This window comes from Streptomyces sp. NPDC005808 (assembly GCF_042871385.1).
GTDB lineage: Bacteria > Actinomycetota > Actinomycetes > Streptomycetales > Streptomycetaceae > Streptomyces.
Map to the genome: position 1 here is coordinate 68,651 of NZ_JBIAIK010000008.1, position 23,719 is coordinate 92,369.

Consider the following 23,719-nt stretch of genomic DNA (forward strand, 5'->3'; position numbering starts at 1 on the left):
CCGTTTTGGCGATACCTCCCGCCATCCCATATGCTTCGGACGTCCCCGACGCGCTGCAAAGCGCCCAGGCGGGCCGATAGCCCTCATCGTCTAGCGGCCTAGGACGCCGCCCTTTCAAGGCGGTAGCACGGGTTCGAATCCCGTTGGGGGCACCAGCTACTCATAGGTATCGCAGGCCAAAGTACGTCTTTGGTCTGCGATTTCTTTTTGTGCCCCAGTGCGTCGAGGACGCCTCGCGCCCGACTCCCGCACCCACGAGTTGCACGCCGAGCTGGTGCTGCGCCGCCTCCTGGCCACCGTGCGCGACAACGCCGGCCTGCGTACCGGGGCCGCCGAACGCATCGCGGCGCACGACGCTCCGCGACCCCGCACAGCGCCTTCTGCTGTCCGTGGAGATCGCCGCCCTGGGTAGGCAGCGAGGGCGCTGGTGCCCGAAACGTCCCTCCGTCACGAGTCACCCGATACCGATTGGACACCGCTGGTCAGACCTGCAACCATCTGCGTGTGCGCCATTGGGAGCACACAAAACCGTGTGCGACACTATTTACGCAGCCGCACACAACAGCTTGGTCCTGTGGAGCAGTTTGGAGTGCTCGCCACCCTGTCAAGGTGGAGGCCGCGGGTTCAAATCCCGTCAGGACCGCTGAAGTTCCGCAAGGAACTTCGTGGCTGGGTAGCTCAGTTGGTACGAGCGATCGCCTGAAAAGCGATAGGTCGCCGGTTCGATCCCGGCCCCAGCCACCTCCCCGAAGACCCCGCCCAACAGGCGGGGTCTTCGCCGTTCCGCATCTCGCACATGGGCCGGCACGCAAAAGCGTTCGCCAGTCATTTCGTCGAGGTGAGATCCTGGACGGCGTATGTCTACGCACCCTGCCCCCGCCCTCGGCGATCTCGCCGCCCGCCTGGCCGAGCTGTCCCTGCGCGACGCGCACCGGCTCGGGCGCAGGCTCGAAGGCGCGCGCAAGATCCGCAAGCCCGAAGCCCGGTCCGCCGTACTCGCCGAGATCGACGCGGAGGTCACCAAGGGCGAGGCCCGGATGGCCGAGCGCCGCGCCCGCGTGCCCGCGATCAGCTACCCCGAGCAGCTCCCGGTCAGCCAGAAGAAGGACGACATCGCGGCCGCCATCCGTGATCACCAGGTCGTCATCGTCGCCGGTGAGACCGGTTCCGGTAAGACCACCCAGATCCCCAAGATCTGCATGGAACTGGGCCGCGGCGTCCGCGGCATGATCGGGCACACCCAGCCCCGCCGGATCGCCGCCCGGACCGTCGCCGAGCGCGTCGCGGACGAGCTCGACGTCCCGCTCGGCGAGGCCGTCGGCTGGAAGGTCCGCTTCACCGACCAGGTGAACCCGGACGGCACCTTCGTCAAGCTGATGACCGACGGCATCCTGCTCGCCGAGATCCAGACGGACCGCGAGCTGCGCGCGTACGACACGATCATCATCGACGAGGCCCACGAGCGGTCCCTCAACATCGACTTCCTGCTCGGGTACCTGGCCCAGCTGCTTCCCAAGCGGCCGGACCTCAAGGTCGTCATCACCTCCGCGACCATCGACCCCGAGCGCTTCTCCCGGCACTTCGGCGACGCGCCGATCGTCGAGGTCAGCGGCCGTACGTACCCGGTGGAGGTCCGCTACCGACCCCTCCTGGAAGAAGAAGGGGACGACTCCGATCGCGACCAGATCACCGCGATCTGCGACGCCGTCGAGGAGCTCCAGGGCGAGGGCAAGGGCGACATCCTGGTCTTCCTGTCCGGGGAGCGGGAGATCCGCGACACGGCGGACGCGCTGACCAAGAAGAACTACCGCTTCACCGAGGTCCTCCCCCTCTACGCGCGCCTCTCGCACGCCGAGCAGCACCGCGTGTTCCAGCAGCACACCGGGCGCAGGATCGTTCTGGCGACCAACGTCGCCGAGACCTCGCTCACCGTCCCGGGCATCAAGTTCGTCATCGACCCGGGCACCGCCCGTATCTCCCGGTACAGCCACCGCACCAAGGTCCAGCGCCTGCCCATCGAGCCGGTGTCGCAGGCCAGCGCCAACCAGCGCAAGGGCCGCTGCGGCCGTACGTCCGACGGCATCTGCATCCGCCTGTACTCCGAGGACGACTTCCTCGCCCGCCCGGAGTTCACGGACGCCGAGATCCTCCGTACGAACCTCGCGTCCGTCATCCTGCAGATGACCGCCGCCGGTCTCGGCGACATCGAGAAGTTCCCCTTCATCGACCCGCCGGACCACCGCAACATCCGCGACGGTGTCCAACTCCTCCAGGAACTGGGCGCGTTGGACCCGGAGCAGAAGGACCCGCGCAAGCGGCTCACCGAGAGCGGCCGCAAGCTCGCCCAGCTGCCCGTGGACCCGCGCCTGGCCCGGATGGTCCTGGAGGCCGACAAGAACGGCTGCGCACGCGAGGTCATGGTCATCGCCGCCGCGCTGTCCATCCAGGACCCGCGCGAGCGCCCCGCCGACAAGCAGGCACAGGCGGACCAGCAGCACGCCCGCTTCCGGGACGAGACGTCCGACTTCCTCGCGTACCTGAACCTGTGGCGGTACGTCCGCGAGCAGCAGAAGGAGCGCGGCTCGTCCGCGTTCCGCCGGATGTGCAAGCAGGAGTACCTGAACTTCCTGCGCATCCGCGAATGGCAGGACATCTACACGCAGTTGCGGACCGTCGCCAAACAGATGGGCATCCATCTGAACGAGGACGACGCGCCGGGCCAGAGCGTCCACGTCTCTCTACTCGCCGGATTGCTGTCCCACATCGGCATGAAGGACGTGAAGGACGGCGCGAAGAACGAGTATCTGGGCGCCCGCAGCGCCAAGTTCGCGATCTTCCCGGGCTCGGCCCTCTTCAAGAAGCCCCCGCGTTTCGTGATGTCCGCCGAGCTGGTGGAGACCTCGCGGCTGTGGGCCCGCGTCAACGCGAAGATCGAGCCGGAGTGGGTCGAGCCGCTCGCCGGACATCTCCTCAAGCGGACGTACAGCGAACCGCACTGGGAGAAGGACCAGGCGGCGGTGATGGCGTACGAGAAGGTCACGCTGTACGGCGTACCGATCATCGCCCAGCGCAAGGTCAACTACGGGCGGATCGACCCGGAGGCCAGCCGCGAGCTCTTCATCCGCAACGCGCTCGTCGAGGGCGACTGGCGTACGCACCACAAGTTCTTCGCCGACAACCGCCGGCTCCTCACCGAGGTCGAGGAGCTGGAGCACCGCGCGCGGCGCCGCGACATCCTCGTCGACGACGAGACGCTCTTCGACTTCTACGACCAGCGGGTCCCCGAACACGTCGTGTCGGGGGCGCACTTCGACTCCTGGTGGAAGCAGAAGAGGACCGGCGAAGGCGCAGAGCCCGAACTCCTCGACTTCGAGCGGTCGATGCTCATCAACGAGCGGGCCGGGGACGTCAGCAAGGACGACTACCCCGACTCGTGGCGTCAGGGCCCCCTCAAGTTCCGGGTGACCTACCAGTTCGAGCCGGGCGCGGACGCGGACGGCGTGACCGTCCACATCCCGCTGCACGTCCTGAACCAGGTCACCGACGAGGGCTTCGACTGGCAGATCCCGGGGCTCAGGGAGGAGATCGTCACCGAACTAATCCGCTCGCTGCCGAAGCCGATCCGGCGCCATTACGTGCCCGCCCCCAACTACGCGACGAAGTTCCTGGAGCGGGCCGTCCCCCTCCAGGAGCCTCTGCCCGTCACGATGGCGCGCGAGCTGAAGCGCATGGTCGGTGTTCCGGTGACCGCCGACGACTTCGACTGGTCCCGGATCCCCGACCACCTGAAGATCACCTTCCGCATCGTCGACGAGCGGCGCCGCAAGCTCGCCGAGGACAAGGACCTGGAGACGCTCAAGGTCCAGCTGAAGCCGAAAGCCCGCCAGGCGATCTCACAGGCCGCGGCGGCGACGGCGGAGCGCGAGGGCGGGCAGTCCCTGGAGCGCAAGGACCTGACCGACTGGACGATCGGCTCGCTCACCCGCGTCTTCGAGACCCGCAGGGCCGGCCAGCCGGTCAAGGCGTACCCGGCGCTCGTGGACGACGGCGACACCGTCTCCGTGCGGCTCTTCGACACGGAGGCCGAGCAGGCGCAGGCGATGTGGAAGGGCACCCGGCGTCTGATCCTGCGCAACATCCCGGTCAACCCGGGGAAGTTCGCCTCGGACAAGCTGACCAACGCCCAGAAGCTCGCCCTCTCCGCGAACCCGCACGGCTCCGTCCAGGCCCTCTTCGACGACTGCGCGACGGCGGCGGCCGACAAGCTGATCGGCGACTTCGGAGGTCCGGCCTGGGACGAGGAGTCGTACCGCAAGCTCTACGACAAGGTGCGCGCCGAGATCGTCGACACGACGGTCCGCACGGTCGGCCAGGTACAGCAGGTCCTCGCCGCCTGGCAGGCCTGTGAGCGCCGTCTGAAGGGCACCCGGAGCCCGACGCTGCTCGCGAACCTCACGGACGTACGGACGCAGCTGGACGCCCTCGTGAAGCCGGGCTTCGTCACCGGGACCGGGCTGCGCCGCCTCCCGGACCTGATGCGCTACCTGGTCGCGGCCGACCGCCGGCTCCAGCAGATGCCGACGAACGTCCAGCGGGACACCAGCCGCATGGAGAAGGTCCACGAGATGCAGGACGAGTACGCCTGGCTGCTGGAGCAGCTTCCGCAGGGCCGGCCGGTCCCCCAGCAGGTCCTGGACATCCGCTGGATGATCGAGGAGCTCCGCGTCAGCTACTTCGCCCACGCGCTCGGCACGGCGTACCCCGTCTCCGACAAGCGGATCGTGAAGGCGATCGACGCGCTGGCCCCGTAACGGCGTATGTACGGTGGGTGAGTTCGACCCTGGGCCCACCCCTCCTGTACAGTCTCTTTTCGCAGCCCAGCGCAGAACGAAGTGGCTGCGAAACCTGGTCCTGTGGAGCAGTTTGGAGTGCTCGCCACCCTGTCAAGGTGGAGGCCGCGGGTTCAAATCCCGTCAGGACCGCAGTAAAGAGAGGCCCCGCATCCGGCAACGGAGCGGGGCCTCTCTCGTGCCACCGAAAGGCCCGGAGTCTCGGCTCCGGGCCTTCGCATGTCCGGACCTTGCCCCGGCCCCGCCTTGCGCCCGCCTCGTCGTCGTGGCGTATGTCTTGACGTCGTCACATTCCGCCGGTACCCAGAAACCAGGGCCCTCGCCCCCGTGAGGCCCCCTGGAGGTGTGTATGGCGGCATCCGCCCGGCACGAGACGCGCGCGCTGCTCCGCGCCCATCTGTCGGCCGCCTCCGGATACCGCCACCTGACACGCCACTGCGCGATCTGCCACCGCCTGCTCCGGCTGGCCATGGAACCCGCCCCGTACGGCGAGGACGACGCCGAGGCCCTCGAAGACGCAGGAGACCTCGAAGACCTCGAAGACCGCGAAGACCTCCAAGGCCTTGTGGTCGCCGCCGCGGACGAAGCCACTGCGGGATTCCAACTCCCTTAGCGCAGAAGCAACACAGACAACAAGGACCGTGGCATGTGACGGGTGTCACCGCATAGGTTTCGGAAACAGTGGAACTTACACCTCACCTACAACTGGTCAATTTAATATGTGCAATTGCACCACCCGGCGAAGCCGCCCGCAGGAGATCCGACAGGCCTCCCCAGAGTCCGACAAGCCCACGCACAGACCCCCCACGCCACCCACAATCAGCGCACAAAAAAGATCGCGCTGGACCCGGCGGAGTCCAGCGCGATCTACGACGCACCCTTGTCGCTTGTGTAATTGGGTCGGGCGTGAGTCCCGTTGGGGCAGGACCCGCGTCGCTTGGAGCTGTGGTTCGGGCGCAACGGCAGATTGGGGGACCTACCGAATTGCCCGGCTATGCGCTTGTTCAGGCCTCGCTGCGCTGCTGCGGGATACCCGCGAGTAGCGCGCGGACCTCAGCTTCGCGGTAGCGGCGGTGCCCGCCGAGCGTGCGGATGGACGTGAGCTTGCCGGCCTTCGCCCACCGCGTGACCGTCTTCGGGTCCACGCGGAACATCGTGGCGACCTCAGCCGGGGTCAGCAGCGGCTCGGCATCAGGGGTGCGAGCGGTCATGAGCGGCCTCCTCGGGAGAACCGAACCTTCTCGGTTCATTCCTCTAAATTCTGCACCTTGACCCGCGTTGCCCGAAATGGCGGACGCGGGCCGAGTCGGTTATAGGACGAACGGCTTGTCCTCGGCACTACAACTACACCATCCGTCCAGCCACGTCGGCCAAACCGATGGAATTGCCCTCCCAGGTGTTCATCAGCGACGGAAGCCGATGGACCATGCCATAGCGGACAGTCACGCCGCTGTGACGATCAGTCACAGGGCGATCAGGAGTCATCAGACCCCCCATAGCGTGCAATGCTGAGATTCCACCCATACGTGGGCGGACGGAGCCCTCCCCCGGACTCCTTGTCCTATTTTGGCACGAGGAGGGGTAAGAGGCGCAAGGGCCAGGAAAGTGCCATCCGTCACGCTTGGCGCGCCCTTGACGCAAAAGCCCGGATCGGGGACCTACGTCCCGCAGTGACGGTTCTTCAGCATGTGACGATCCCTCAGCTGTCCGGCATGTGCCGACAGCATGCCCCGACGGTACGTCAGTTCGCGGACTGCCGGTCGCGGACCGACCGCCAGCGCTCCACCAGCCGCCCGTACGCCTCGCCCGCAGCGGCTCCGTCCCCGGTGCGCAGCGCCTCGATGCCCTCGTGGACGTCCGCCGCCGAGTGGTCGCCCTCGAGCTCCCCGGCGGGCAGGACGTGCACGAGCCCGCCGTAGTCCAGCTCGACCAGCGAGCGCGGGTGGAACTCCTCCAGCCAGCGCCCCACCTCCAGCAGACCGTCGATGAGCGGCCCGTCCTCGATGGTGTCCTTCAGCGTCTTCAGGGCCCGGGCCGTCCGCCGCCGCGCCTGCACCATCGGCGTCCGGTACCGCAGCGCCGGCGCGGCTCCGTCGGACCCCGCTCCCTTGTCGTACAGCCGCTCCTCGTCTGCGAAGAGCACGAACCAGTTCAGCGGCACCTGCCAGGTCGACGTGTGGATCCACGGGCGGGCGTCCGGGTTGCGATCCAGCCAGCGTTCGTAGTCGAGGGCCGCCTGGCGGCGTACGAGCGGGGGCAGGACCGCGTCCAGGACCGACTCCGGCAGGTCCTCACCGAGCTCGCCCAGGGCCTGCCAGCCGCGCAGCCGGGTGCGCCAGGGGCACACGCAGACCACCCCGTCGACCTCCACCACGAACGCGTCGCCGCTCTCGTGCACCGGCACGGGGATCGGCGGGGTGGGCAGCAAGTCGGCCAGGGAACGGCGCAGTTCGTCCTGGTACGAGGGGCGCTCGGGGCGGCGGGCGTACCGCGCCCAGTGGCCGCGCTCCGGCTCCGGGAAGGCGGCCAGCGGCTCGTACACGCGCAGATAGGACGCGTACGGGACGATCACCGAGGACACCTTGGGCACGCCTGCTCTCTCCCCCACCGGCCGGACACGAAACCCGCGCTCGAAACCCACTCGGCCCACGCACAAGCGACCGGGGAAACACAGCAGATCGTGCCACGGCCGAGGAGGACCGTACTCCGGGAGAGGGTGATCCTGAACACTGCGCGGATGGCGGCCCCGCGCAGGCTCTAGTCTCATGCCCACGGGCGCCCGCCACCCGTACGGGACCCGCACGTCAACCGCCGCTCTTTACCTTGGAGTCACCACCGTGACCGACGTATCCGGCGCTCCTGCTGATGTACTGCACACCCTGTTCCACTCGGACCAGGGCGGTCATGAGCAAGTAGTGCTCTGCCAGGACCGCTCCAGCGGTCTCAAGGCCGTCATCGCCATCCACTCCACCGCCCTGGGCCCCGCCCTCGGCGGTACGCGCTTCTACCCGTACGCGAGCGAGGCGGAGGCCGTCGCCGACGCCCTGAACCTCGCCCGCGGGATGTCCTACAAGAACGCCATGGCCGGTCTCGACCACGGCGGCGGCAAGGCCGTCATCATCGGCGACCCCGAGACGCTCAAGAGCGAGGAACTGCTCCTCGCGTACGGCCGGTTCGTCGCCTCGCTCGGTGGCCGGTACGTCACGGCGTGCGACGTCGGTACGTACGTCGTCGACATGGACGTCGTGGCACGCGAGTGCCGCTGGACGACCGGGCGGTCCCCGGAGAACGGCGGCGCGGGCGACTCGTCCGTGCTGACGGCCTACGGCGTCTTCCAGGGCATGCGGGCCTCCGCACAGCACCTGTGGGGCGACCCGTCGCTGCGCGACCGCACGGTCGGCGTCGCGGGCGTCGGGAAGGTGGGCCACCACCTCGTGGGGCATCTGCTCGGCGAGGGCGCGCGGGTCGTGATCACGGACGTGCGGGACGAGTCCGTCCGGCGGACCGTCGCCGAGCACCCGTCCGTCGCGGTGGCGGCGGACACCGAGGCACTGATCCGCGTGGACGGCCTCGACATCTACGCCCCCTGCGCGCTCGGCGGGGCCCTGGGCGACGACTCCGTGCCGGTGCTCACCGCGACGATCGTGTGCGGCGCCGCCAACAACCAGCTCGCGCACCCGGGCGTCGAGAAGGACCTCGCGGACCGCGGGATCCTCTACGCGCCGGACTACGTGGTGAACGCGGGCGGTGTCATCCAGGTCGCCGACGAGCTGCACGGTTTCGACTTCGACCGGTGCAAGGCGAAGGCCGCGAAGATCTTCGACACCACTCTGGCAATATTCGCACGTGCGAAGGAAGACGGGATTCCGCCGGCCGCCGCGGCCGACCGGATCGCCGAGCAGCGGATGGCCGAGGCGCGCCGCGGCTGACCTCTCGCAGGTACCCGTCGGCGGGTGTTGGAGAGAACTCTCACGTCTGTCGGCGGGTCGCCCGCCAAGAAGAGGTTAAAATCGCGGTTGACCAGCGAGGACAGGGCTCCTCGCAGGTTCTGCGCACACGCGCGTCCTGCGGGCGACGTACCGTATGGGCGCGGGAGCAGGTACCGTGGAAGCCCTACGGACCGGTCTCTTCACGGAGAGCCCGTTCCAGATCATGAACGCGTGTCAAGACTCTGGGGCCACCGAGCCCCGTATCCGAGGGGGTCGAGCCATGGGGCGCGGCCGGGCAAAGGCCAAGCAGACGAAGGTCGCCCGCCAGCTGAAGTACAGCAGCGGCGGGACTGACCTCTCGCGTCTGGCCAATGAGCTGGGCGCTTCGACTTCGCAACAGCCGCCGAATGGCGAGCCGTTCGAGGACGACGACGAGGAAGAAGACGACCCGTACGCGCAGTACGCGGATCTCTATAACGACGACGATGAGGACGAGGACGAGTCCGGTCCCCAGTCGCAACGTCGCGGCGCGTAGCGTCGGCAGCGGGCTCAGCAGGTTCGGCGTTCTCGTAGAGCCTCATAGCATCTGCACCTCACCCGGTCCGGGGTGGTCACATACCGGACCGGGTTTTGTGCTGCCCCGAGGGACTTACTTGCTGTAGTCGCCGATCAGGGCTGCGCCCGTCGCGTGCTCGCCGCGCTCGGTGATCTCACCGGCGATCCAGGCCTCCACTCCGCGGTCCGCCAGGGTGGCGATCGCCACGTCCGCCGACTCCTCGGGGACGATCGCGATCATGCCGACGCCCATGTTGAGGGTCTTCTCCAGCTCCAGGCGCTCGACGTCGCCGGTCCTGCCGACGAGGTCGAAGACGGGGGCCGGGGTCCAGGTCTCGCGGTCGACGATCGCGTGCAGACCGTCCGGGACGACACGGGCCAGGTTGGCCGCCAGACCGCCGCCGGTCACGTGCGAGAAGGCGTGCACCTCGGTGGTGCGGGTGAGGGCCAGGCAGTCCAGCGAGTAGATCTTGGTGGGCTCCAGGAGCTCCGCGCCGAGTGTGCGGCCGAACTCCTCGATGTGCCGGTCGAGCTTGAGCTGTCCGCGGTCGAGGAGGACATGCCGGACGAGCGAGTACCCGTTCGAGTGAAGACCGGAGGACGCCATGGCGATCACCGCGTCACCCGTACGGATAAGGTCCGCGCCGAGCAGTTGATCCGCCTCGACCACGCCCGTACCCGCGCCCGCGACGTCGAAGTCGTCCGGGCCGAGCAGGCCCGGGTGCTCGGCCGTCTCGCCGCCCACGAGGGCGCAGCCCGCCAGTACGCAGCCCTCGGCGATGCCCTTGACGATGGCGGCGACACGCTCGGGGTGAACCTTGCCGACGCAGATGTAGTCGGTCATGAAGAGCGGCTCGGCGCCGCACACCACGATGTCGTCCATGACCATCGCCACCAGGTCGTGGCCGATGGTGTCGTACACGCCGAGCTGCCGGGCGAGGTCGACCTTCGTGCCCACGCCGTCCGTGGCGGAGGCGAGCAGGGGGCGCTCGAAGCGCTTGAGGGCGGAGGCGTCGAAGAGACCGGCGAAGCCGCCGAGGCCGCCGAGGACCTCGGGGCGCTGCGTCTTCTTCACCCACTCCTTCATCAGCTCCACGGCACGGTCGCCGGCTTCGATGTCGACGCCGGCGGACGCGTAGGAGGCACCGGTACGAGGGCTCTCAGACATTGCCTGGGATCTTTCGGGTCGGGATAGGGGGCTCTTACGGGCGACGGATCGCGTCGGCCGCGGCCGTGGCGGCAGGACCTGCCGCCAGCTCGGTCTCCAGAAGCTGCTTGCCGAGCAGTTCGGGGTCCGGGAGATCCATCGGGTACTCGCCGTCGAAGCAGGCGCGGCACAGGTTCGGCTTGTCGATGGTCGTGGCGTCGATCATGCCGTCGATGGAGATGTACGAGAGGGAGTCGGCGCCCAGCGAGGTACCGATCTCCTCGATGGTCATGCCGTTGGCGATCAGCTCGGCGCGGGTCGGGAAGTCGATGCCGAAGAAGCAGGGCCACTTCACGGGGGGCGAGGAGATCCGGATGTGGACCTCCGCCGCGCCGGCCTCCCGCAGCATCCGGACCAGCGCGCGCTGGGTGTTGCCGCGCACGATCGAGTCGTCCACGACGACCAGCCGCTTGCCCTTGATGACTTCCTTCAAGGGGTTGAGCTTCAGGCGGATACCGAGCTGGCGGATGGTCTGCGAGGGCTGGATGAAGGTCCGGCCGACGTAGGCGTTCTTGACGAGACCCGCGCCGAAGGGGATCCCGCTGGCCTCCGCGTAACCGATCGCCGCGGGCGTCCCGGATTCCGGCGTCGCTATGACCAGATCGGCCTCGACCGGAGCTTCCTTGGCGAGTTTCCGGCCCATTTCGACGCGCGAGAGATACACGTTCCGACCGGCGATGTCCGTGTCGGGGCGGGCCAGATAGACGTACTCGAAGACACAGCCCTTGGGCTTTGCCTCAGCGAATCGCGACGTACGCAGACCGTCCGCGTCGATGGCGACGAACTCGCCCGGCTCGATCTCACGGACGAAGGAGGCGCCGCAGATGTCGAGCGCGGCGGACTCGGAGGCGACGACCCAGCCGCGCTCCAGGCGGCCGAGGACCAGCGGGCGGACGCCCTGCGGGTCGCGGGCCGCGTACAGGGTGTTCTCGTCCATGAAGACGAGCGAGAAGGCGCCCTTGACCTGCGGGAGGATCCTGGCGGACGCCTCTTCTATGGTCAGCGGCTTGCCGTCGTCGTCGACCTGGGCGGCGATGAGCGCCGTCAGGAGGTCGGTGTCGTTGGTGGCCGCCACCCGCGGGGAGCGGCCGTCCTGCTGCTTGGGGAGGTCGGCGACCATCTCGGCGAGCTGCGCCGTGTTGACCAGGTTGCCGTTGTGGCCGAGCGCGATGGAACCGTGCGCGGTGGCACGGAACGTCGGCTGGGCGTTCTCCCATGTCGAGGCGCCAGTGGTCGAGTAGCGGGCGTGACCGACCGCGATATGACCCTGGAGCGAGCCGAGAGAGGTCTCGTCGAAGACCTGGGACACGAGCCCCATGTCCTTGAAGACGAGGATCTTGGAGCCATTGCTGACCGCGATTCCCGCGGATTCCTGGCCTCGATGCTGGAGGGCGTAGAGCCCGAAGTAAGTGAGCTTGGCGACCTCTTCGCCCGGAGCCCAGACTCCGAAGACGCCGCAAGCGTCCTGGGGGCCTTTCTCACCGGGGAGCAGATCATGGCTGAGTCGACCGTCACCACGTGGCACGGCACCGAGTGTAGGCGAGATCGACCACTGGTCCGAATTGGGGATGCGGGACTGTGACGGTTCACTTACCGGCGACAGCCGTCACATTTTCGCCGTCTGCGCTGGTCAGCGTAAGGGATCGATGATCCAAACCGTAGTCGACCTTGCCGTCGAAGAGGCCCAGCAGTGCCTTCTCGGTGTCCATGAGTGAGCTGTCGCACATCATGCGGGTGGTCTTCGGGGTTCCGAAGGTGATGTGTCCGCCCTGGACGGTGGCCGTCGCGGACACGTCGTTGCAGCCGAGGTGGCCTGTGACCGTGCCCTTCGCCTTGTCGAGGACGAGGTACGGTTCGGCGCCCTCCGGGAGGGAGTGGGACACCTCCCCGGCACCCAGTGCCGTGACGTTCCACCTGGTGCCGTAGAGCGGCGCGGCCTGCTCCCTGGTGAGCAGGACGCGGTCGCCGGCGCCGCTGGTCAGGGTGAGCTCGTCGCCCTTGGCCGCCGTGGTGAGGGCGCCGTCGGCGAGCGTGCGGGCGAGGGTCCGCTCGAACTCCATGGTGCCCTCCTCGCAGGCCATCTCCGTGCTCGACGCCTCTCCGATGTCGATGCGGCCGTCCTTGAAGGTCGCGGTCGCGCTGAAGTGGTTGCAGCCGTAGTTCCCCTGGACCTTGCCGTCCTCGCCGAACTCGACGTTCGCTCCGCCGGGAGCGGCGTGACCGGTGCCGTCCACGGTGACGCTGTCGATGATCCAGTGGGCGCCGGCGACATCGGCCTGGGCGCCGGAGCCGACCGAGCTGCCGCCGGTCTCGCCACCGGCTGCGTTGCCGGCTTCGTTGCCGCAGGCCACGGCGAGCGGGATGAGGGTCAGAACGGTGAGGGTGAGTCGCTGCCTGTACATGCCGATGTGACGGGGCGGGTGGGGTACTTGGTTCCACCCAGGTCATCGCGGGGGGCCAGCGCAGGGGCATCGCAGGGGGGCCGCCTCCCACGTGGCTCAGCGCATGAGCGGCAGCAGCCCGCCCAGGTCCGCCCGCTCCCCGCTCGCGCTGACCTTGGCGTCCTCCAGCGCCGCCTTCCACTCCGTACGCCCCGTCGCGAGCCGGATCCAGGTCAGCGGGTCGGTCTCCACGACGTTCGGCGGGGTGCCCCGCGTGTGCCGCGGACCCTCCACGCACTGCACCACCGCGTACGGCGGAATCCGCACCTCCGTCGACGCGCCGGGCGCCTTCGCCGCGAGCGCGTCGGCGAGCAGCCGGGTGCAGGCGGCGAGCGCCTGACGGTCGTACGGAATGTCCAGGCCCGGCACCGCCCGGTTCAGGTCGTCCGTGTGGACGACGAGTTCGACGGTGCGCGTGACGAGATAGTCGGCGAGGGTCATGGCGCCGGTGCGGGCGGCGAGGACGCGGTCACCGGGGGCTTCCGCGAGCCTGTGCCTGAACCGTTCCTCGGTGCGGGCGTAGAGGGCGTCGAGATCGGGGTTGGCGGCGGCCAGCTCCCGGGTGCCGTCGGCGATGTCACCGGATCGCGCGGCGGTGGCGAACGGCCAGTCGAGCAGGCCGAGTTCCCGCTTCCCCGGCTCCGGCCGGTCGATGTTCCGGCTGACGGACTCCACAGCCATCGTGACGTGCGCGGCCAACTCCCGCACGGTCCAGTCCCCGAGGTCCGTGGGCCGCGCCAACTCCTCGTCACCGAGGCCGCGTACGCCTTCCCGTACGTTCCCGAACTGGGCCAGCACCGCGGCGCGGATCCTGGCGGAGTCGTACGTACGGGCGCGTCGCTTTTTGGCCGGGGGCATGACGGTGAGCCTAGTCGGAGAGGGAGGCGGGGTCCTCGGACGCGAGCGAGGAGGTCGCCTCCGCCGTGAACGTCTCGCCGTTGCCGGGCACCCCGGTGCCCCGCCAGGTGAAGGGCATGCCGTGGGCCGTGTCCAGGTCCGGGCCGTCCATCAGCTGGAAGTGCACATGCGGTTCGGTCGAGTTGCCGGAGTTGCCGCAGCGGGCGATCGGCTGACCGGCGCGCACCCGGTCACCGGGGTGCACGGTGAGGGAGCCGCGGCGCAGATGGGCGTACATCGCGTACACCCCGTCACCCAGGTCGAGGACGACATGGTTGCCGACGATCCAGCCCGCGCCGCCGTTCTCCCGGACCCAGGACTCGATCAGCATCAGATAGGCGAGCGCGGGCACGGAGTTGCGGCTGAGATGGTCGCGGCGCCAGTCGGACGCGTGCACCACCGTGGCGTCGGCCACGGCGAACAGGGGCTCGTCGTAGGCGGGGAAGGCGCGGTTGCGGCGGGCGATCGGCCAGAGCTTGGCGAAGGCGGGGCGGGTCCGCGGGCCGCTCTCGGGCTCCGCCACGATGTCGATCGCGTACGTCTGCCCGTACGCGTGGGTGCGATGGCTCGGCACCCGGGTGGCCGGGCTGTTCAGGGCGGACCAGCGGCCGCGGACCGGCGGCCCCACCTCGATCGGCGGACGGTCGGCGACCTCGCGCGGGGGGCCGATCCGGTTCACGACCATCCCGAGCGGGACGGACAGCAGGAGCGGCAGGAACGCCCACTCCCAGGCGAGCGGGTAGCCGGGCATGACGAGCTCTCCCAAGGCCATGGCCAGGAAGGTCAGTTGGAGCGATCGGTACAGAACCATCGCGGACTTGCGGACTGACACTGGTCCCCCAATGTGCCGGAATTGTCGAAGGTCTCTCAGGCCGGGCGAGCCGTGGCCAGCGCCACGAGGAGGGGGACGACCCGCCCCGCCGGAATCTCGTAGCGGCCGCGCCCCGCCTGCCGAAGCCAGCCCGCGGCGGTCAACTGCCGCAGGTGGTGGTAGATCTGACCGCTCGTCCCCACGTCGTCGAGCCCGGCCAGTTCGGTCGCCGTACGCCGGCCGCCGAGGATCTCGCGCAGCAACCGCAGCCTCAGCGAGTGTCCGAGCGCGGCGAACACCTCGGCCGCCTCACTCCAGTCGGTGTCGAGCAGTTGCTCGGTGAGCAGTTCGTACTGCCACTCGTAGCGCTCCTCGTTCGGCAACCGCACCACACCCGTGAACAGCACCCCGCCGCCCGCCACTTGGGCCAGCTGCTCCTTGAGCCCTTCGAGGGCCCAGAAGTCGCCACCGGAAGGAACGCGCACGGCGGGATCCGCACTCTCCAGGGCATCGAGACGGCGCTCCAACTCCGCGACGCGCTGCTCCAGATCCAGCTCCATGAGCAGAGATTACGTAATTACGTACGAGCAATCAAGAGGGTCGCGGCCGCGGGCACGCCGAAGGCCCCGCCCGGAGTCCAGAATCGGGCGGAGCCTTCGGCCATCAGGATCTGCGCGGCGCTACGCGAGCAGCGCCGGGATCGTCCCCTCGTGTGCCGTGCGCAGTTCGGTCAGGGGGAGGGTGAACTCGCCCTGGACCTCGACGGAGTCGCCGTCGACGACACCGATGCGGGTGACGGGCAGGCCCCGCGCCCCGCACATGTCGTTGAAGCGGAGCTCCTCGGAGCGCGGGACGGCGACGACCGCGCGGCCCGCGGACTCGGAGAACAGGAAGGTGAAGGCGTCGAGCCCGTCGGGTACGACGAGACGCGCGCCCTTGCCGCCGAGGAGCGCCGACTCCACGACCGCCTGGACCAGACCGCCGTCGGACAGATCGTGCGCGGAGTCGATCATGCCGTCGCGGGAGGCGGAGATCAGGATCTCGGCGAGGAGGCGTTCGCGCTCCAGGTCGACCTTCGGGGGCAGCCCCCCCAGGTGGTCGTGGACGACCTGCGACCAGGCCGAACCGCCGAACTCCTCGCGGGTGTCGCCCAGGAGGTAGAGCAGCTGCCCCTCCTCCTGGAAGGCGACCGGTGTGCGGCGGGCCACGTCGTCGATGACGCCGAGGACGGCGACCACCGGCGTCGGGTGGATGGCCACCTCGCCCGTCTGGTTGTAGAGCGAGACGTTGCCGCCGGTCACCGGCGTGCCCAACTGCAGGCAGGCGTCGGCCAGTCCACGGACGGCCTCCGCGAACTGCCACATCACCGCCGGGTCCTCGGGCGAGCCGAAGTTCAGGCAGTCGGAGACGGCGAGCGGCTTGGCGCCGGTCGTCGCGACGTTCCGGTACGCCTCGGAGAGCGCGAGCTGCGCACCCGCGTACGGGTCGAGCTTCGCGAACCGGCCGTTGCCGTCCGTGGCGATGGCGACGCCGAGCCCGGTCTCCTCGTCGATGCGGATCATGCCCGAGTCCTCGGGCTGCGCCAGCACCGTGTTGCCCTGTACGAAGTGGTCGTACTGGGAGGTGATCCAGGACTTGGAGGCCTGGTTCGGCGAGGCGACGAGCGCGAGGACCTGGTCCTTCAGTTCTTGTGAAGTGGCCGGGCGCGGGAGCTTGTTGGCGTCATCCGCCTGAAGCGCGTCCTGCCACTCCGGGCGGGCGTAAGGGCGCTCGTAGACCGGGCCGTCGTGCGCGACCGTGCGCGGGTCGACGTCGACGATCTTGCCGCCGTGCCAGTAGATCTCCAGGCGGTCGCCGTCGGTGACCTCACCGATCACCGTGGCGATGACATCCCACTTGTCGCAGATCTCCAGGAAGCGCTCGACCTTCGCCGGCTCGACGACCGCGCACATGCGCTCCTGCGACTCGCTCATGAGGATTTCCTCGGGCGAGAGAGTCGAGTCGCGCAGCGGTACGTCGTCCAGCGTCACGCGCATACCGCCGGAACCGTTGGACGCCAACTCGCTGGTGGCGCAGGAGAGTCCGGCCGCGCCGAGGTCCTGGATGCCGACGACCAGCTTCTCCTTGAAGGCCTCCAGGGTGCACTCGATGAGGAGCTTCTCCTGGAAGGGGTCGCCGACCTGGACCGCCGGGCGCTTGCTCGGCTTGGCGTCGTCGAAGGTCTCCGACGCGAGGATCGAGGCGCCGCCGATGCCGTCGCCGCCCGTGCGAGCCCCGTACAGGATGACCTTGTTGCCCGAGCCGGACGCCTTCGCAAGGTGGATGTCCTCGTGCCGCATGACGCCGATGGCACCGGCGTTGACCAGCGGGTTGCCCTGGTAGCAGGCGTCGAAGACGACCTCGCCGCCGATGTTCGGGAGGCCGAGGCAGTTGCCGTAGCCGCCGATGCCGGCGACGACACCGGGCAGCACGCGCTTGGTGTCGGGGTGGTCCGCCGCACCGAAGCGGAGCGGGTCGACGACCGCGACAGGCCTGGCTCCCATCGCGATGATGTCGCGCACGATGCCGCCGACGCCCGTGGCGGCGCCCTGGTAAGGCTCCACGTACGAGGGGTGGTTGTGCGACTCGACCTTGAAGGTGACGGCGTAACCCTGACCGACGTCGACCACGCCCGCGTTCTCCCCGATGCCGACGAGGAGGGCGTCCGACTGGGGCGCCTTCTCGCCGAACTGGCGGAGGTGGACCTTCGAGGACTTGTAACTGCAGTGCTCGGACCACATGACCGAGTACATGGCCAGCTCGGCACCGGTCGGGCGGCGGCCGAGGATCTCCACGACCCGCTCGTACTCGTCCTTCTTCAGACCGAGTTCGGCCCAAGGCAGCTCGACGTCGGGGGTCGCGGCCGCGTTCTCGACCGTGTCCAGAGGCGTGCGGCTCATGCGGTGACCAGCTTCTTGAGGATCGACGTGAAGAAGGGGAGGCCGTCGGTGCGGCCGGACCCGATGAGGGGCTCGACGGCGTGCTCGGGGTGCGGCATGAGGCCTACGACGTTCCCGGCCTCGTTCGTGATGCCCGCGATGTCCCGCAGCGACCCGTTCGGGTTGAAGTCTTGGTAGCGGAAGACCACCCGCCCCTCGGCCTCCAGCTCGTCGAGCGTGCGCTCGTCGGCGACGTACCGCCCGTCCATGTTCTTCAACGGGATGTGGATCTCCTGGCCGGCCGTGTAGTCGGCGGTCCAGGAGGTCTCCGCGTTCTCCACCCGCAGCTTCTGGTCGCGGCAGATGAAGTGCAGGTGGTTGTTGCCGAGCATGGCACCCGGGAGGAGGTGCGCCTCGGTGAGTACCTGGAAGCCGTTACAGATGCCGAGAACCGGCATTCCGGACTTCGCCTGTCCGATGACGGTCTCCATCACCGGCGAGAAGCGTGAGATGGCACCGGCCCGCAGATAGTCCCCGTAGGAGAAACCACCCGGCAGCACCACGGCGTCGACCTGCTTCAGGTCCTTGTCCTTGTGCCAGAGAGCGACGGGTTCGGCACCGGCGAGCCGGATCGCCCGCTGCGTGTCCCGGTCGTCCAGGCTTCCTGGAAAGGTGACGACTCCAATACGAGCGGTCACTTTCCTGCCTCCGCGACTTCCTCGACCTTGACGGTGAAGTCCTCGATCACGGTGTTGGCGAGGAAGGATTCCGCGAGTTCGTGGATCCGGGCGAGCGCGGCGTCGTCCACCGGGCCGTCCACTTCCAGTTCGAATCGCTTTCCCTGACGTACGTCGGAGACGCCCTCGAAACCAAGGCGCGGCAGTGCACGCTGCACCGCCTGGCCCTGGGGGTCGAGGATCTCCGGCTTGAGCATGACGTCGACTACGACGCGTGCCACTGGCACTCCCGGTGTGTGGTGCTGAGCAGGTCGCTTCAGACTACCCGCACAAAATTTCTACTCGCGTAGATTCGTAGAATCCTACGTGAGCCCGATCACGATCTCGCATCGACGCGGGGGCCTCCATGGAAAATCCTGGGAAAAACCGCAGAAGAGCGGCAGGACCCCATTGCCTCCGGACACGCGGAAGGATTTGGTCGGGCTTCACAATGCAATGCCGGGCACTGTACAAAGGAAATCGCAATAGCCGATACTTTGCCCAATAACAGCCGGACAGTCGACATCTCCCCGACAACTCCGTGACGTCCCCGCACGTCATGACGCTTGATCGCAGAGGTGCCGCACGAAGGGACCGATATTCGTGGCGCAGCGTGTCGTGGTCACTCTCTTTGACGACATCGACGGCTCAGAAGCGGCGGAAACGATCGCCTTCGGACTGGACGGCAAGTCGTACGAGATCGACCTCAATCCAGCCAATGCCAAAAAACTGCGTAAGGTGCTCGCGCCCTACCTGGAGGCCGGCCGCAAGCAATCGAGGTCCGGGAAGGTGTACACGCACACCGCGTTGACCCCCGACCCGGCGGCCGTCCGCGCCTGGGCCCGCTCGAACAAGCTTGAGGTGCCGCCGCGCGGCCGCATCCCCAAGAAGATCTACGAGGCGTTCGCCGAGGCGCACTGAAACCCGGGGCTCCGTGACCGGCCGATGACCGAGCGATGACCGACCACCGACCCGCCACCGACCGGCCACTGACCGGTCGAGGGCACCGTCCGGCCGGTCATCCGCCCCTGAGCGAAGCCGACTTGCGCTGACCCCCCGCTGATCAGCTAGAGTCTGGAACACGCCGAGGGGCAAGGCCGAGAAGCCGGACCTCACGGGGTCACGCGGGTGTAGTTCAGTAGCAGAACATCCCCCTTCCAGGGGGAAGGCGCAGTGTGCAATTCCTGTCACCCGCTCTGCATCCCTTACCAACCATCCATTTGGATCAGGTAAGGTGGTGCCCGCGCCGATCGGTGAGAGCCGGTCGGAGGCAATGCGGACGTAGCTCAGTTGGTAGAGCGCAACCTTGCCAAGGTTGAGGTCGCCAGTTCGAACCTGGTCGTCCGCTCCAGAGAAAGCAAAGGCCCCGGTCATCGACCGGGGCCTTTGCCGTGCTTGTACCTCTCCGCGGACATGCCTCGTTGCCGGCGTCTGACATATGTCATGCGGAGTGATGACACCGCGCACTGCTGCCGGTGACCGTCGGCGGGGACGCTGAATCCATGAACACGAATGAGCACAACGAGCGCGATGACGTGATTGAGGTCACGGATCTGCGGCGTGTGTACGGGGGCGACTTCGAGGCGGTGCGCGGAGTCACCTTCTCCGTGGGCCGCGGTGAACTCTTCGCACTGCTGGGCACGAACGGCGCGGGCAAGACCAGCACGGTCGAACTCCTCGAGGGTCTCGCGCCTCCGGCAGGCGGCCGGGTGCGGGTCCTCGGGCACGATCCGTACGAGGAGCGAGCGGTCGTACGGCCCCGGATCGGTGTGATGCTTCAGGAGGGCGGGTTCCCCTCCGAGCTGACGGTCGCTGAGACCGTACGGATGTGGGCGGGCTGCACCAGCGGCGCGCGCCCCACGGCGGAGGCCCTGGACATGGTCGGGCTCGCGCGGCGGTCCGGCGTACGGGTGAAACAGTTGTCCGGGGGCGAGAAGCGGCGCCTGGACCTGGCACTCACGCTCCTCGGCCGCCCCGAGGTCCTCTTCCTCGACGAGCCGACGACCGGACTCGACGCCGAAGGGCGCCGGAGCACCTGGGAGTTGGTACGGGAACTGCGCGACGGCGGTACGACGGTGCTGCTGACCACCCACTACCTGGAAGAGGCGGAGGAACTTGCCGACCGGCTGGCGATCCTCCATGCCGGAACCATCGCCACCACCGGGACCCCGGCCCAGGTGACCGCCTCCCAGCCGTCCCGGATCTCCTTCGAACTGCCCGACGGCTACTTCCTCGGGGACCTGCCCCCGCTCGCCACGCTCGGCATCACCGGGCACGAGACGGAGGGCCGCACGGTCCGGCTGCGCACCCATGAACTCCAGCGGACCGCCACGGCGCTGCTGGTGTGGGCGGAGCGGACCCGGGTCGAGCTGCGAGGGCTCGATGTGCGGTCGGCGTCGCTGGAGGAGGCGTTCTTGCGGATCGCGCGGGAGGCGGGGGCCGCTCGCGCCGACGTCTCCTTGGGTGGTACGGAGCGTCGTACGGACAAGGAGACGGTGGCGTGAGCGCGGTGGCTGTGACTGGGGCGGGGGCGGGGGCGACGACTACTGCGGTGGGGCGGATGTGCGCGCTGGCGCGCGCCGAGCTCACCCTGCTGGGGCGTACGAAGGCGACACTGCTCGCCGCGCTGTTCGCGCCGTTGCTGCTGCCGTTCAGCCTCAGTGCGAACGTCGACCAGATGGATCTGAAGGGCACCGGGCTCTCGGCCGGGTCGATCATCCTGCCCTCCTCCGTCGGCTTCTCGCTCCTCTTCGCGGTCTACAGCTCGCTGGTGACCGTGTACGCGGCCCGGCGCGAGGAACTCGTCCTCAAGCGGCTGCGCACCGGGGAGCTGCGGGACGCCGAGATCCTCACGGGCGCCGCTCTGCCGTCGGCGGCGATAGCGCTGGTCCAGTGCCTGATCCTGACGGCCGCGTGCGCCGTACTCCTGGACGTGGGAGCGCCGCCGGCCCCCCATCTCGCCGTCCTGGGGCTGCTGTTGGGCCTGGTGATGTGGCCCCCGCTCGCGGCGCTCACCGCAAGCGTCAGCAGGAGTGTGGAGGGCGCTCAGGTGGCGACCATGCCGCTGATCATGGTCTCGATGCTCGGCTCGGGAACCTTCGTCCCGCTCGAAGTCATGCCCGACCGGCTCGCCTCGGTCTGCGAACTGCTGCCCCTGACCCCGGTGATCACCCTGATACGCGGCGGCTGGACCGGCGACCTGTCCGCGTACGACGCCCTCGGCGCCCTCGCCACGGCAGTGGCCTGGACGGTCCTCGCGGTGTTTGCTGTACGCCGGTGGTTCCGCTGGGAACCTCGGCGGTGAGCGGCCACAACGGGGGCGGGCGGATGCGGAAACCTGGGGTCTGGTGGCGGGGGAAGAGCACGCCGGCGAAGGTGGAGACGTATACGCGGTGGTCGTTTCACTTCTTCGCGGTGGTCGAGATCGGCGCTGTCGGGCTCCCGGCGGTCGGCCAGTTGGGATCGCGGTTCGGAGGCTGGGCGCTGTTGGCGGTGTGCGTCCACGGTGTGTGCTGCGCCGTGACCGCGTCCCGGGCGCTCGACTGGACCCGGGGTACCCGTGATCGGCCCGTACGTCTCCTGTGGCTGCTGGGTGCCGTGACCGTACTGATCACAGTCGGCGCGGTCGTCCTCACGGAGCACGGTTCCGGCGGCAAAGAGGCCGAGTCCGCAGCAGCCATGCTGTCCGTGATGGTGCCGGCATTCGGCGTCGGGACCATCGCCCTCGGCATCCGCGACTGGCAGCGCGCGTTCGCCCTGGTGGGGGGCGCCGCGGTCGGCGTCGGCGGCCTGGTCTTCGTGGCGGGCGTCCCCGCGCTTTCGGCACTGGGCGCGGCGGGGGCGGAGCTGTTCATCGGCGGGATCCTCGTGTCCACCTCCGTCCTCTCCCTGTGGCTGCTCAACACCGTCTACGAACTCGACGAGGCCCGCGAGACCCGGACCCGCCTCGCCGTCGCCGAGGAACGGCTGCGCTTCGGACGCGACCTGCACGACGTGATGGGCCGCAACCTCGCGGTCATCGCCCTCAAGAGCGAGCTCGCCGTGCAGTTGGCACGTCGCGGGCGGCCTGAAGCCGTGGAGCAGATGATCGAGGTGCAGCGCATCGCGCGGGAGTCCCAGCGTGAGGTGCGCGAGGTCGTACGCGGCTACCGGGAGGCCGACCTGAGCAGCGAACTCGTGGGCGCCCAGGGCGTGTTGACCGCCGCTGGCATCGACTGCGAGATCAGCGGCTCTGCGAAGGGGCTGCCGTCGCAGGTCCAGTCGCCGCTCGGCTGGGTCGTGCGGGAGGCTACGACGAACGTACTGCGGCATGGGAACGCGGGGCGGTGCGCGGTGTCGCTGCGGGTGACGGAGGGGCGGGTGACGCTCACTGTCGAGAACGACGGGGTGCCGGATGAGGGGGCGGATGGAGTGCCGGATGAGGGGGCGGGCCTCGGGCTCAGGAGGGGCTCCGGGCTCATGGGGCTGCGGGAGCGGTTGACCGAGGTGGGCGGGGTGCTGGGGGCGGGGCCGGTCGGGGGTGGTGTGTTCCGGTTGACTGCGGTGGTGCCGTTGCCTGCGGTGCCGGCGCCGGTGCCATCTGCCTCATCGGCGCCGGGGGCGGGGTCTGTGCCGGTGCCATCTGCCTCATCGGCGCCGGGGGCGGGGTCTGTGCCGGCGGCATCTGCCTCATCGGCGCCGGCGGCGGGATCCGTGCCGGCGGCGGGATCTTCTGCGGCATCTGTGCGTGAGGTCGCTTCATGAGTTTCAGATCGGCCACTCCGCCCGTACCGCCCGCTTCTCCCGTCCGCCTGCTGCTGGCCGATGACGAGCATCTGATCCGTGGGGCGCTTGCCGCGCTGCTGGGCCTGGAGGACGACCTGGTCGTGGTGGCCGAGGCGGCGACCGGACCGGAGGCACTGGCGATGGCACGGGCACACGTGCCCGATGTCGCCGTACTGGATCTTCAGATGCCCGGGGCCGACGGTGTGAGGGTTGCCACATCTCTGCGGGCCGAACTGCCCGCGTGCCAGGTGCTGATCGTGACGAGTCATGGACGGCCGGGGCATCTGAAGCGGGCGCTTGCGGCGGGTGTGCGCGGGTTCGTCCCGAAGACGGTCAGCGCGCAGCGTCTCGCGGAGATCATTCGTACGGTGCATGCGGGAAACCGCTACGTGGACCCGGAGTTGGCCGCCGACGCGATCTCCGCCGGGGATTCGCCGCTGACCGCGCGCGAGGCCGAGGTGCTCGAATTCGCCGCCGACGGGGCGCCGGTCGCGGAGATCGCCGAGCGGGCCGCGCTGTCGCAGGGCACCGTACGGAACTATCTGTCGTCCGCCGCGACCAAGCTCGGGGCCGAGAACCGTCACACGGCGGTGCGTCTCGCGCGCGAGCGAGGTTGGGTATAGTTGCTCTC

21 protein-coding genes and 6 tRNA genes are annotated in these 23,719 nt (G+C 68.9%); 16 read left to right on the forward strand and 11 right to left on the reverse strand.

The genetic code is table 11. The annotated features are described in order from the left end of the window. Positions 1 to 79 precede the first annotated feature (79 nt). The 7 genes from ACFYPC_RS19230 to ACFYPC_RS19260 all read left to right on the forward strand — a co-directional run bounded on the left by ACFYPC_RS19230 (position 80) and on the right by ACFYPC_RS19260 (position 5,463). Positions 80 to 155, forward strand: a tRNA-Glu gene (locus tag ACFYPC_RS19230). Positions 156 to 217: 62 nt separating this feature from the next. Beyond that, positions 218 to 412 (forward strand): hypothetical protein, encoded by a 195-nt coding sequence (locus tag ACFYPC_RS19235; RefSeq protein ID WP_388677435.1) that lies wholly within the window; start codon positions 218 to 220, stop codon positions 410 to 412. A 156-nt stretch (positions 413 to 568) separates the two neighbouring features. Then, a tRNA-Asp gene (locus ACFYPC_RS19240) sits at positions 569 to 643 on the forward strand. Positions 644 to 667: 24 nt separating this feature from the next. After that, positions 668 to 741 (forward strand) — tRNA-Phe (locus tag ACFYPC_RS19245). 116 nt (positions 742 to 857) lie between these two features. Further along, positions 858 to 4,811, forward strand: coding sequence for an ATP-dependent RNA helicase HrpA (gene hrpA / locus ACFYPC_RS19250; protein ID WP_388677437.1), 3,954 nt, complete (start codon positions 858 to 860; stop codon positions 4,809 to 4,811). 96 nt (positions 4,812 to 4,907) lie between these two features. After that, a tRNA-Asp gene (locus tag ACFYPC_RS19255) sits at positions 4,908 to 4,982 on the forward strand. A 217-nt stretch (positions 4,983 to 5,199) separates the two neighbouring features. Then, positions 5,200 to 5,463 (forward strand): DUF6274 family protein, encoded by a 264-nt coding sequence (locus ACFYPC_RS19260; RefSeq protein ID WP_388677440.1) that lies wholly within the window; start codon positions 5,200 to 5,202, stop codon positions 5,461 to 5,463. A 391-nt stretch (positions 5,464 to 5,854) separates the two neighbouring features. Here ACFYPC_RS19260 and bldC read toward each other — a convergent pair whose 3' ends face one another. Then, positions 5,855 to 6,061: a developmental transcriptional regulator BldC gene (bldC, locus tag ACFYPC_RS19265; protein WP_003949541.1), complete on the reverse strand. Its 207-nt coding sequence runs from the start codon at positions 6,059 to 6,061 to the stop codon at positions 5,855 to 5,857. Positions 6,062 to 6,591: 530 nt separating this feature from the next. Then, positions 6,592 to 7,440 carry a hypothetical protein gene (locus ACFYPC_RS19270; protein ID WP_388677443.1) on the reverse strand — a complete coding sequence of 283 codons (849 nt, stop codon included), beginning with the start codon at positions 7,438 to 7,440 and terminating at the stop codon, positions 6,592 to 6,594. Positions 7,441 to 7,687: 247 nt separating this feature from the next. Between ACFYPC_RS19270 and ACFYPC_RS19275 the strand changes: the two genes are divergently transcribed. Both ACFYPC_RS19275 and ACFYPC_RS19280 read left to right on the forward strand, forming a co-directional pair. Further along, complete coding sequence (locus ACFYPC_RS19275; protein WP_388677446.1) at positions 7,688 to 8,779, forward strand: Leu/Phe/Val dehydrogenase; 1,092 nt, start codon at positions 7,688 to 7,690, stop codon at positions 8,777 to 8,779. A gap of 280 nt (positions 8,780 to 9,059) precedes the next feature. Then, positions 9,060 to 9,314, forward strand: coding sequence for a DUF3073 domain-containing protein (locus ACFYPC_RS19280; RefSeq protein WP_388677448.1), 255 nt, complete (start codon positions 9,060 to 9,062; stop codon positions 9,312 to 9,314). Positions 9,315 to 9,428: 114 nt separating this feature from the next. Here the strand turns inward: ACFYPC_RS19280 and purM are convergent, their stop codons facing one another. The 9 genes from purM to purS form a co-directional block, all read right to left on the reverse strand. Further along, positions 9,429 to 10,502, reverse strand: coding sequence for a phosphoribosylformylglycinamidine cyclo-ligase (gene purM, locus ACFYPC_RS19285; RefSeq protein ID WP_388677451.1), 1,074 nt, complete (start codon positions 10,500 to 10,502; stop codon positions 9,429 to 9,431). A 34-nt stretch (positions 10,503 to 10,536) separates the two neighbouring features. Further along, positions 10,537 to 12,066, reverse strand: coding sequence for an amidophosphoribosyltransferase (gene purF, locus ACFYPC_RS19290; RefSeq protein ID WP_388677454.1), 1,530 nt, complete (start codon positions 12,064 to 12,066; stop codon positions 10,537 to 10,539). 61 nt (positions 12,067 to 12,127) lie between these two features. After that, a complete protein-coding gene (locus ACFYPC_RS19295; RefSeq protein WP_388677457.1) occupies positions 12,128 to 12,943 on the reverse strand; it encodes an META domain-containing protein in 816 nt (271 codons plus the stop codon). Positions 12,944 to 13,039: 96 nt separating this feature from the next. Further along, a complete protein-coding gene (locus tag ACFYPC_RS19300) occupies positions 13,040 to 13,840 on the reverse strand; it encodes a sterol carrier family protein (RefSeq protein ID WP_388677460.1) in 801 nt (266 codons plus the stop codon). 10 nt (positions 13,841 to 13,850) lie between these two features. Then, a complete protein-coding gene (locus ACFYPC_RS19305; RefSeq protein ID WP_388677463.1) occupies positions 13,851 to 14,711 on the reverse strand; it encodes a M23 family metallopeptidase in 861 nt (286 codons plus the stop codon). A gap of 35 nt (positions 14,712 to 14,746) precedes the next feature. Continuing rightward, positions 14,747 to 15,244: an ArsR family transcriptional regulator gene (locus ACFYPC_RS19310; RefSeq protein WP_388678065.1), complete on the reverse strand. Its 498-nt coding sequence runs from the start codon at positions 15,242 to 15,244 to the stop codon at positions 14,747 to 14,749. A 126-nt stretch (positions 15,245 to 15,370) separates the two neighbouring features. Next, positions 15,371 to 17,629, reverse strand: coding sequence for a phosphoribosylformylglycinamidine synthase subunit PurL (purL, locus tag ACFYPC_RS19315; protein WP_388677466.1), 2,259 nt, complete (start codon positions 17,627 to 17,629; stop codon positions 15,371 to 15,373). After that, complete coding sequence (gene purQ / locus ACFYPC_RS19320) at positions 17,626 to 18,306, reverse strand: phosphoribosylformylglycinamidine synthase subunit PurQ (RefSeq protein WP_388677469.1); 681 nt, start codon at positions 18,304 to 18,306, stop codon at positions 17,626 to 17,628. The genes purL and purQ overlap by 4 nt, the downstream gene beginning before the upstream one ends. Continuing rightward, a complete protein-coding gene (gene purS / locus ACFYPC_RS19325) occupies positions 18,303 to 18,566 on the reverse strand; it encodes a phosphoribosylformylglycinamidine synthase subunit PurS (protein ID WP_005482678.1) in 264 nt (87 codons plus the stop codon). Before purS ends, purQ begins: the two co-directional genes overlap by 4 nt. A 361-nt stretch (positions 18,567 to 18,927) precedes the next feature. Here purS and ACFYPC_RS19330 point away from each other — a divergent pair, with 361 nt between their 5' ends. From ACFYPC_RS19330 to ACFYPC_RS19360, 7 genes are all read left to right on the forward strand, one after another. Next, a complete protein-coding gene (locus tag ACFYPC_RS19330; protein ID WP_388677472.1) occupies positions 18,928 to 19,245 on the forward strand; it encodes an Lsr2 family protein in 318 nt (105 codons plus the stop codon). 203 nt (positions 19,246 to 19,448) lie between these two features. Beyond that, positions 19,449 to 19,520 (forward strand) — tRNA-Gly (locus ACFYPC_RS19335). Between the two features lie 79 nt (positions 19,521 to 19,599). Continuing rightward, positions 19,600 to 19,675 (forward strand) — tRNA-Gly (locus tag ACFYPC_RS19340). A gap of 151 nt (positions 19,676 to 19,826) precedes the next feature. Continuing rightward, positions 19,827 to 20,828: an ABC transporter ATP-binding protein gene (locus tag ACFYPC_RS19345; RefSeq protein WP_388677475.1), complete on the forward strand. Its 1,002-nt coding sequence runs from the start codon at positions 19,827 to 19,829 to the stop codon at positions 20,826 to 20,828. A gap of 56 nt (positions 20,829 to 20,884) precedes the next feature. Further along, positions 20,885 to 21,628 carry an ABC transporter permease gene (locus ACFYPC_RS19350; protein ID WP_388678067.1) on the forward strand — a complete coding sequence of 248 codons (744 nt, stop codon included), beginning with the start codon at positions 20,885 to 20,887 and terminating at the stop codon, positions 21,626 to 21,628. Positions 21,629 to 21,651: 23 nt separating this feature from the next. Next, positions 21,652 to 23,067 carry a sensor histidine kinase gene (locus ACFYPC_RS19355; RefSeq protein ID WP_388677478.1) on the forward strand — a complete coding sequence of 472 codons (1,416 nt, stop codon included), beginning with the start codon at positions 21,652 to 21,654 and terminating at the stop codon, positions 23,065 to 23,067. Then, positions 23,064 to 23,711, forward strand: coding sequence for a response regulator (locus ACFYPC_RS19360; RefSeq protein WP_388677481.1), 648 nt, complete (start codon positions 23,064 to 23,066; stop codon positions 23,709 to 23,711). The genes ACFYPC_RS19355 and ACFYPC_RS19360 overlap by 4 nt, the downstream gene beginning before the upstream one ends. Positions 23,712 to 23,719: the final 8 nt, after the last annotated feature.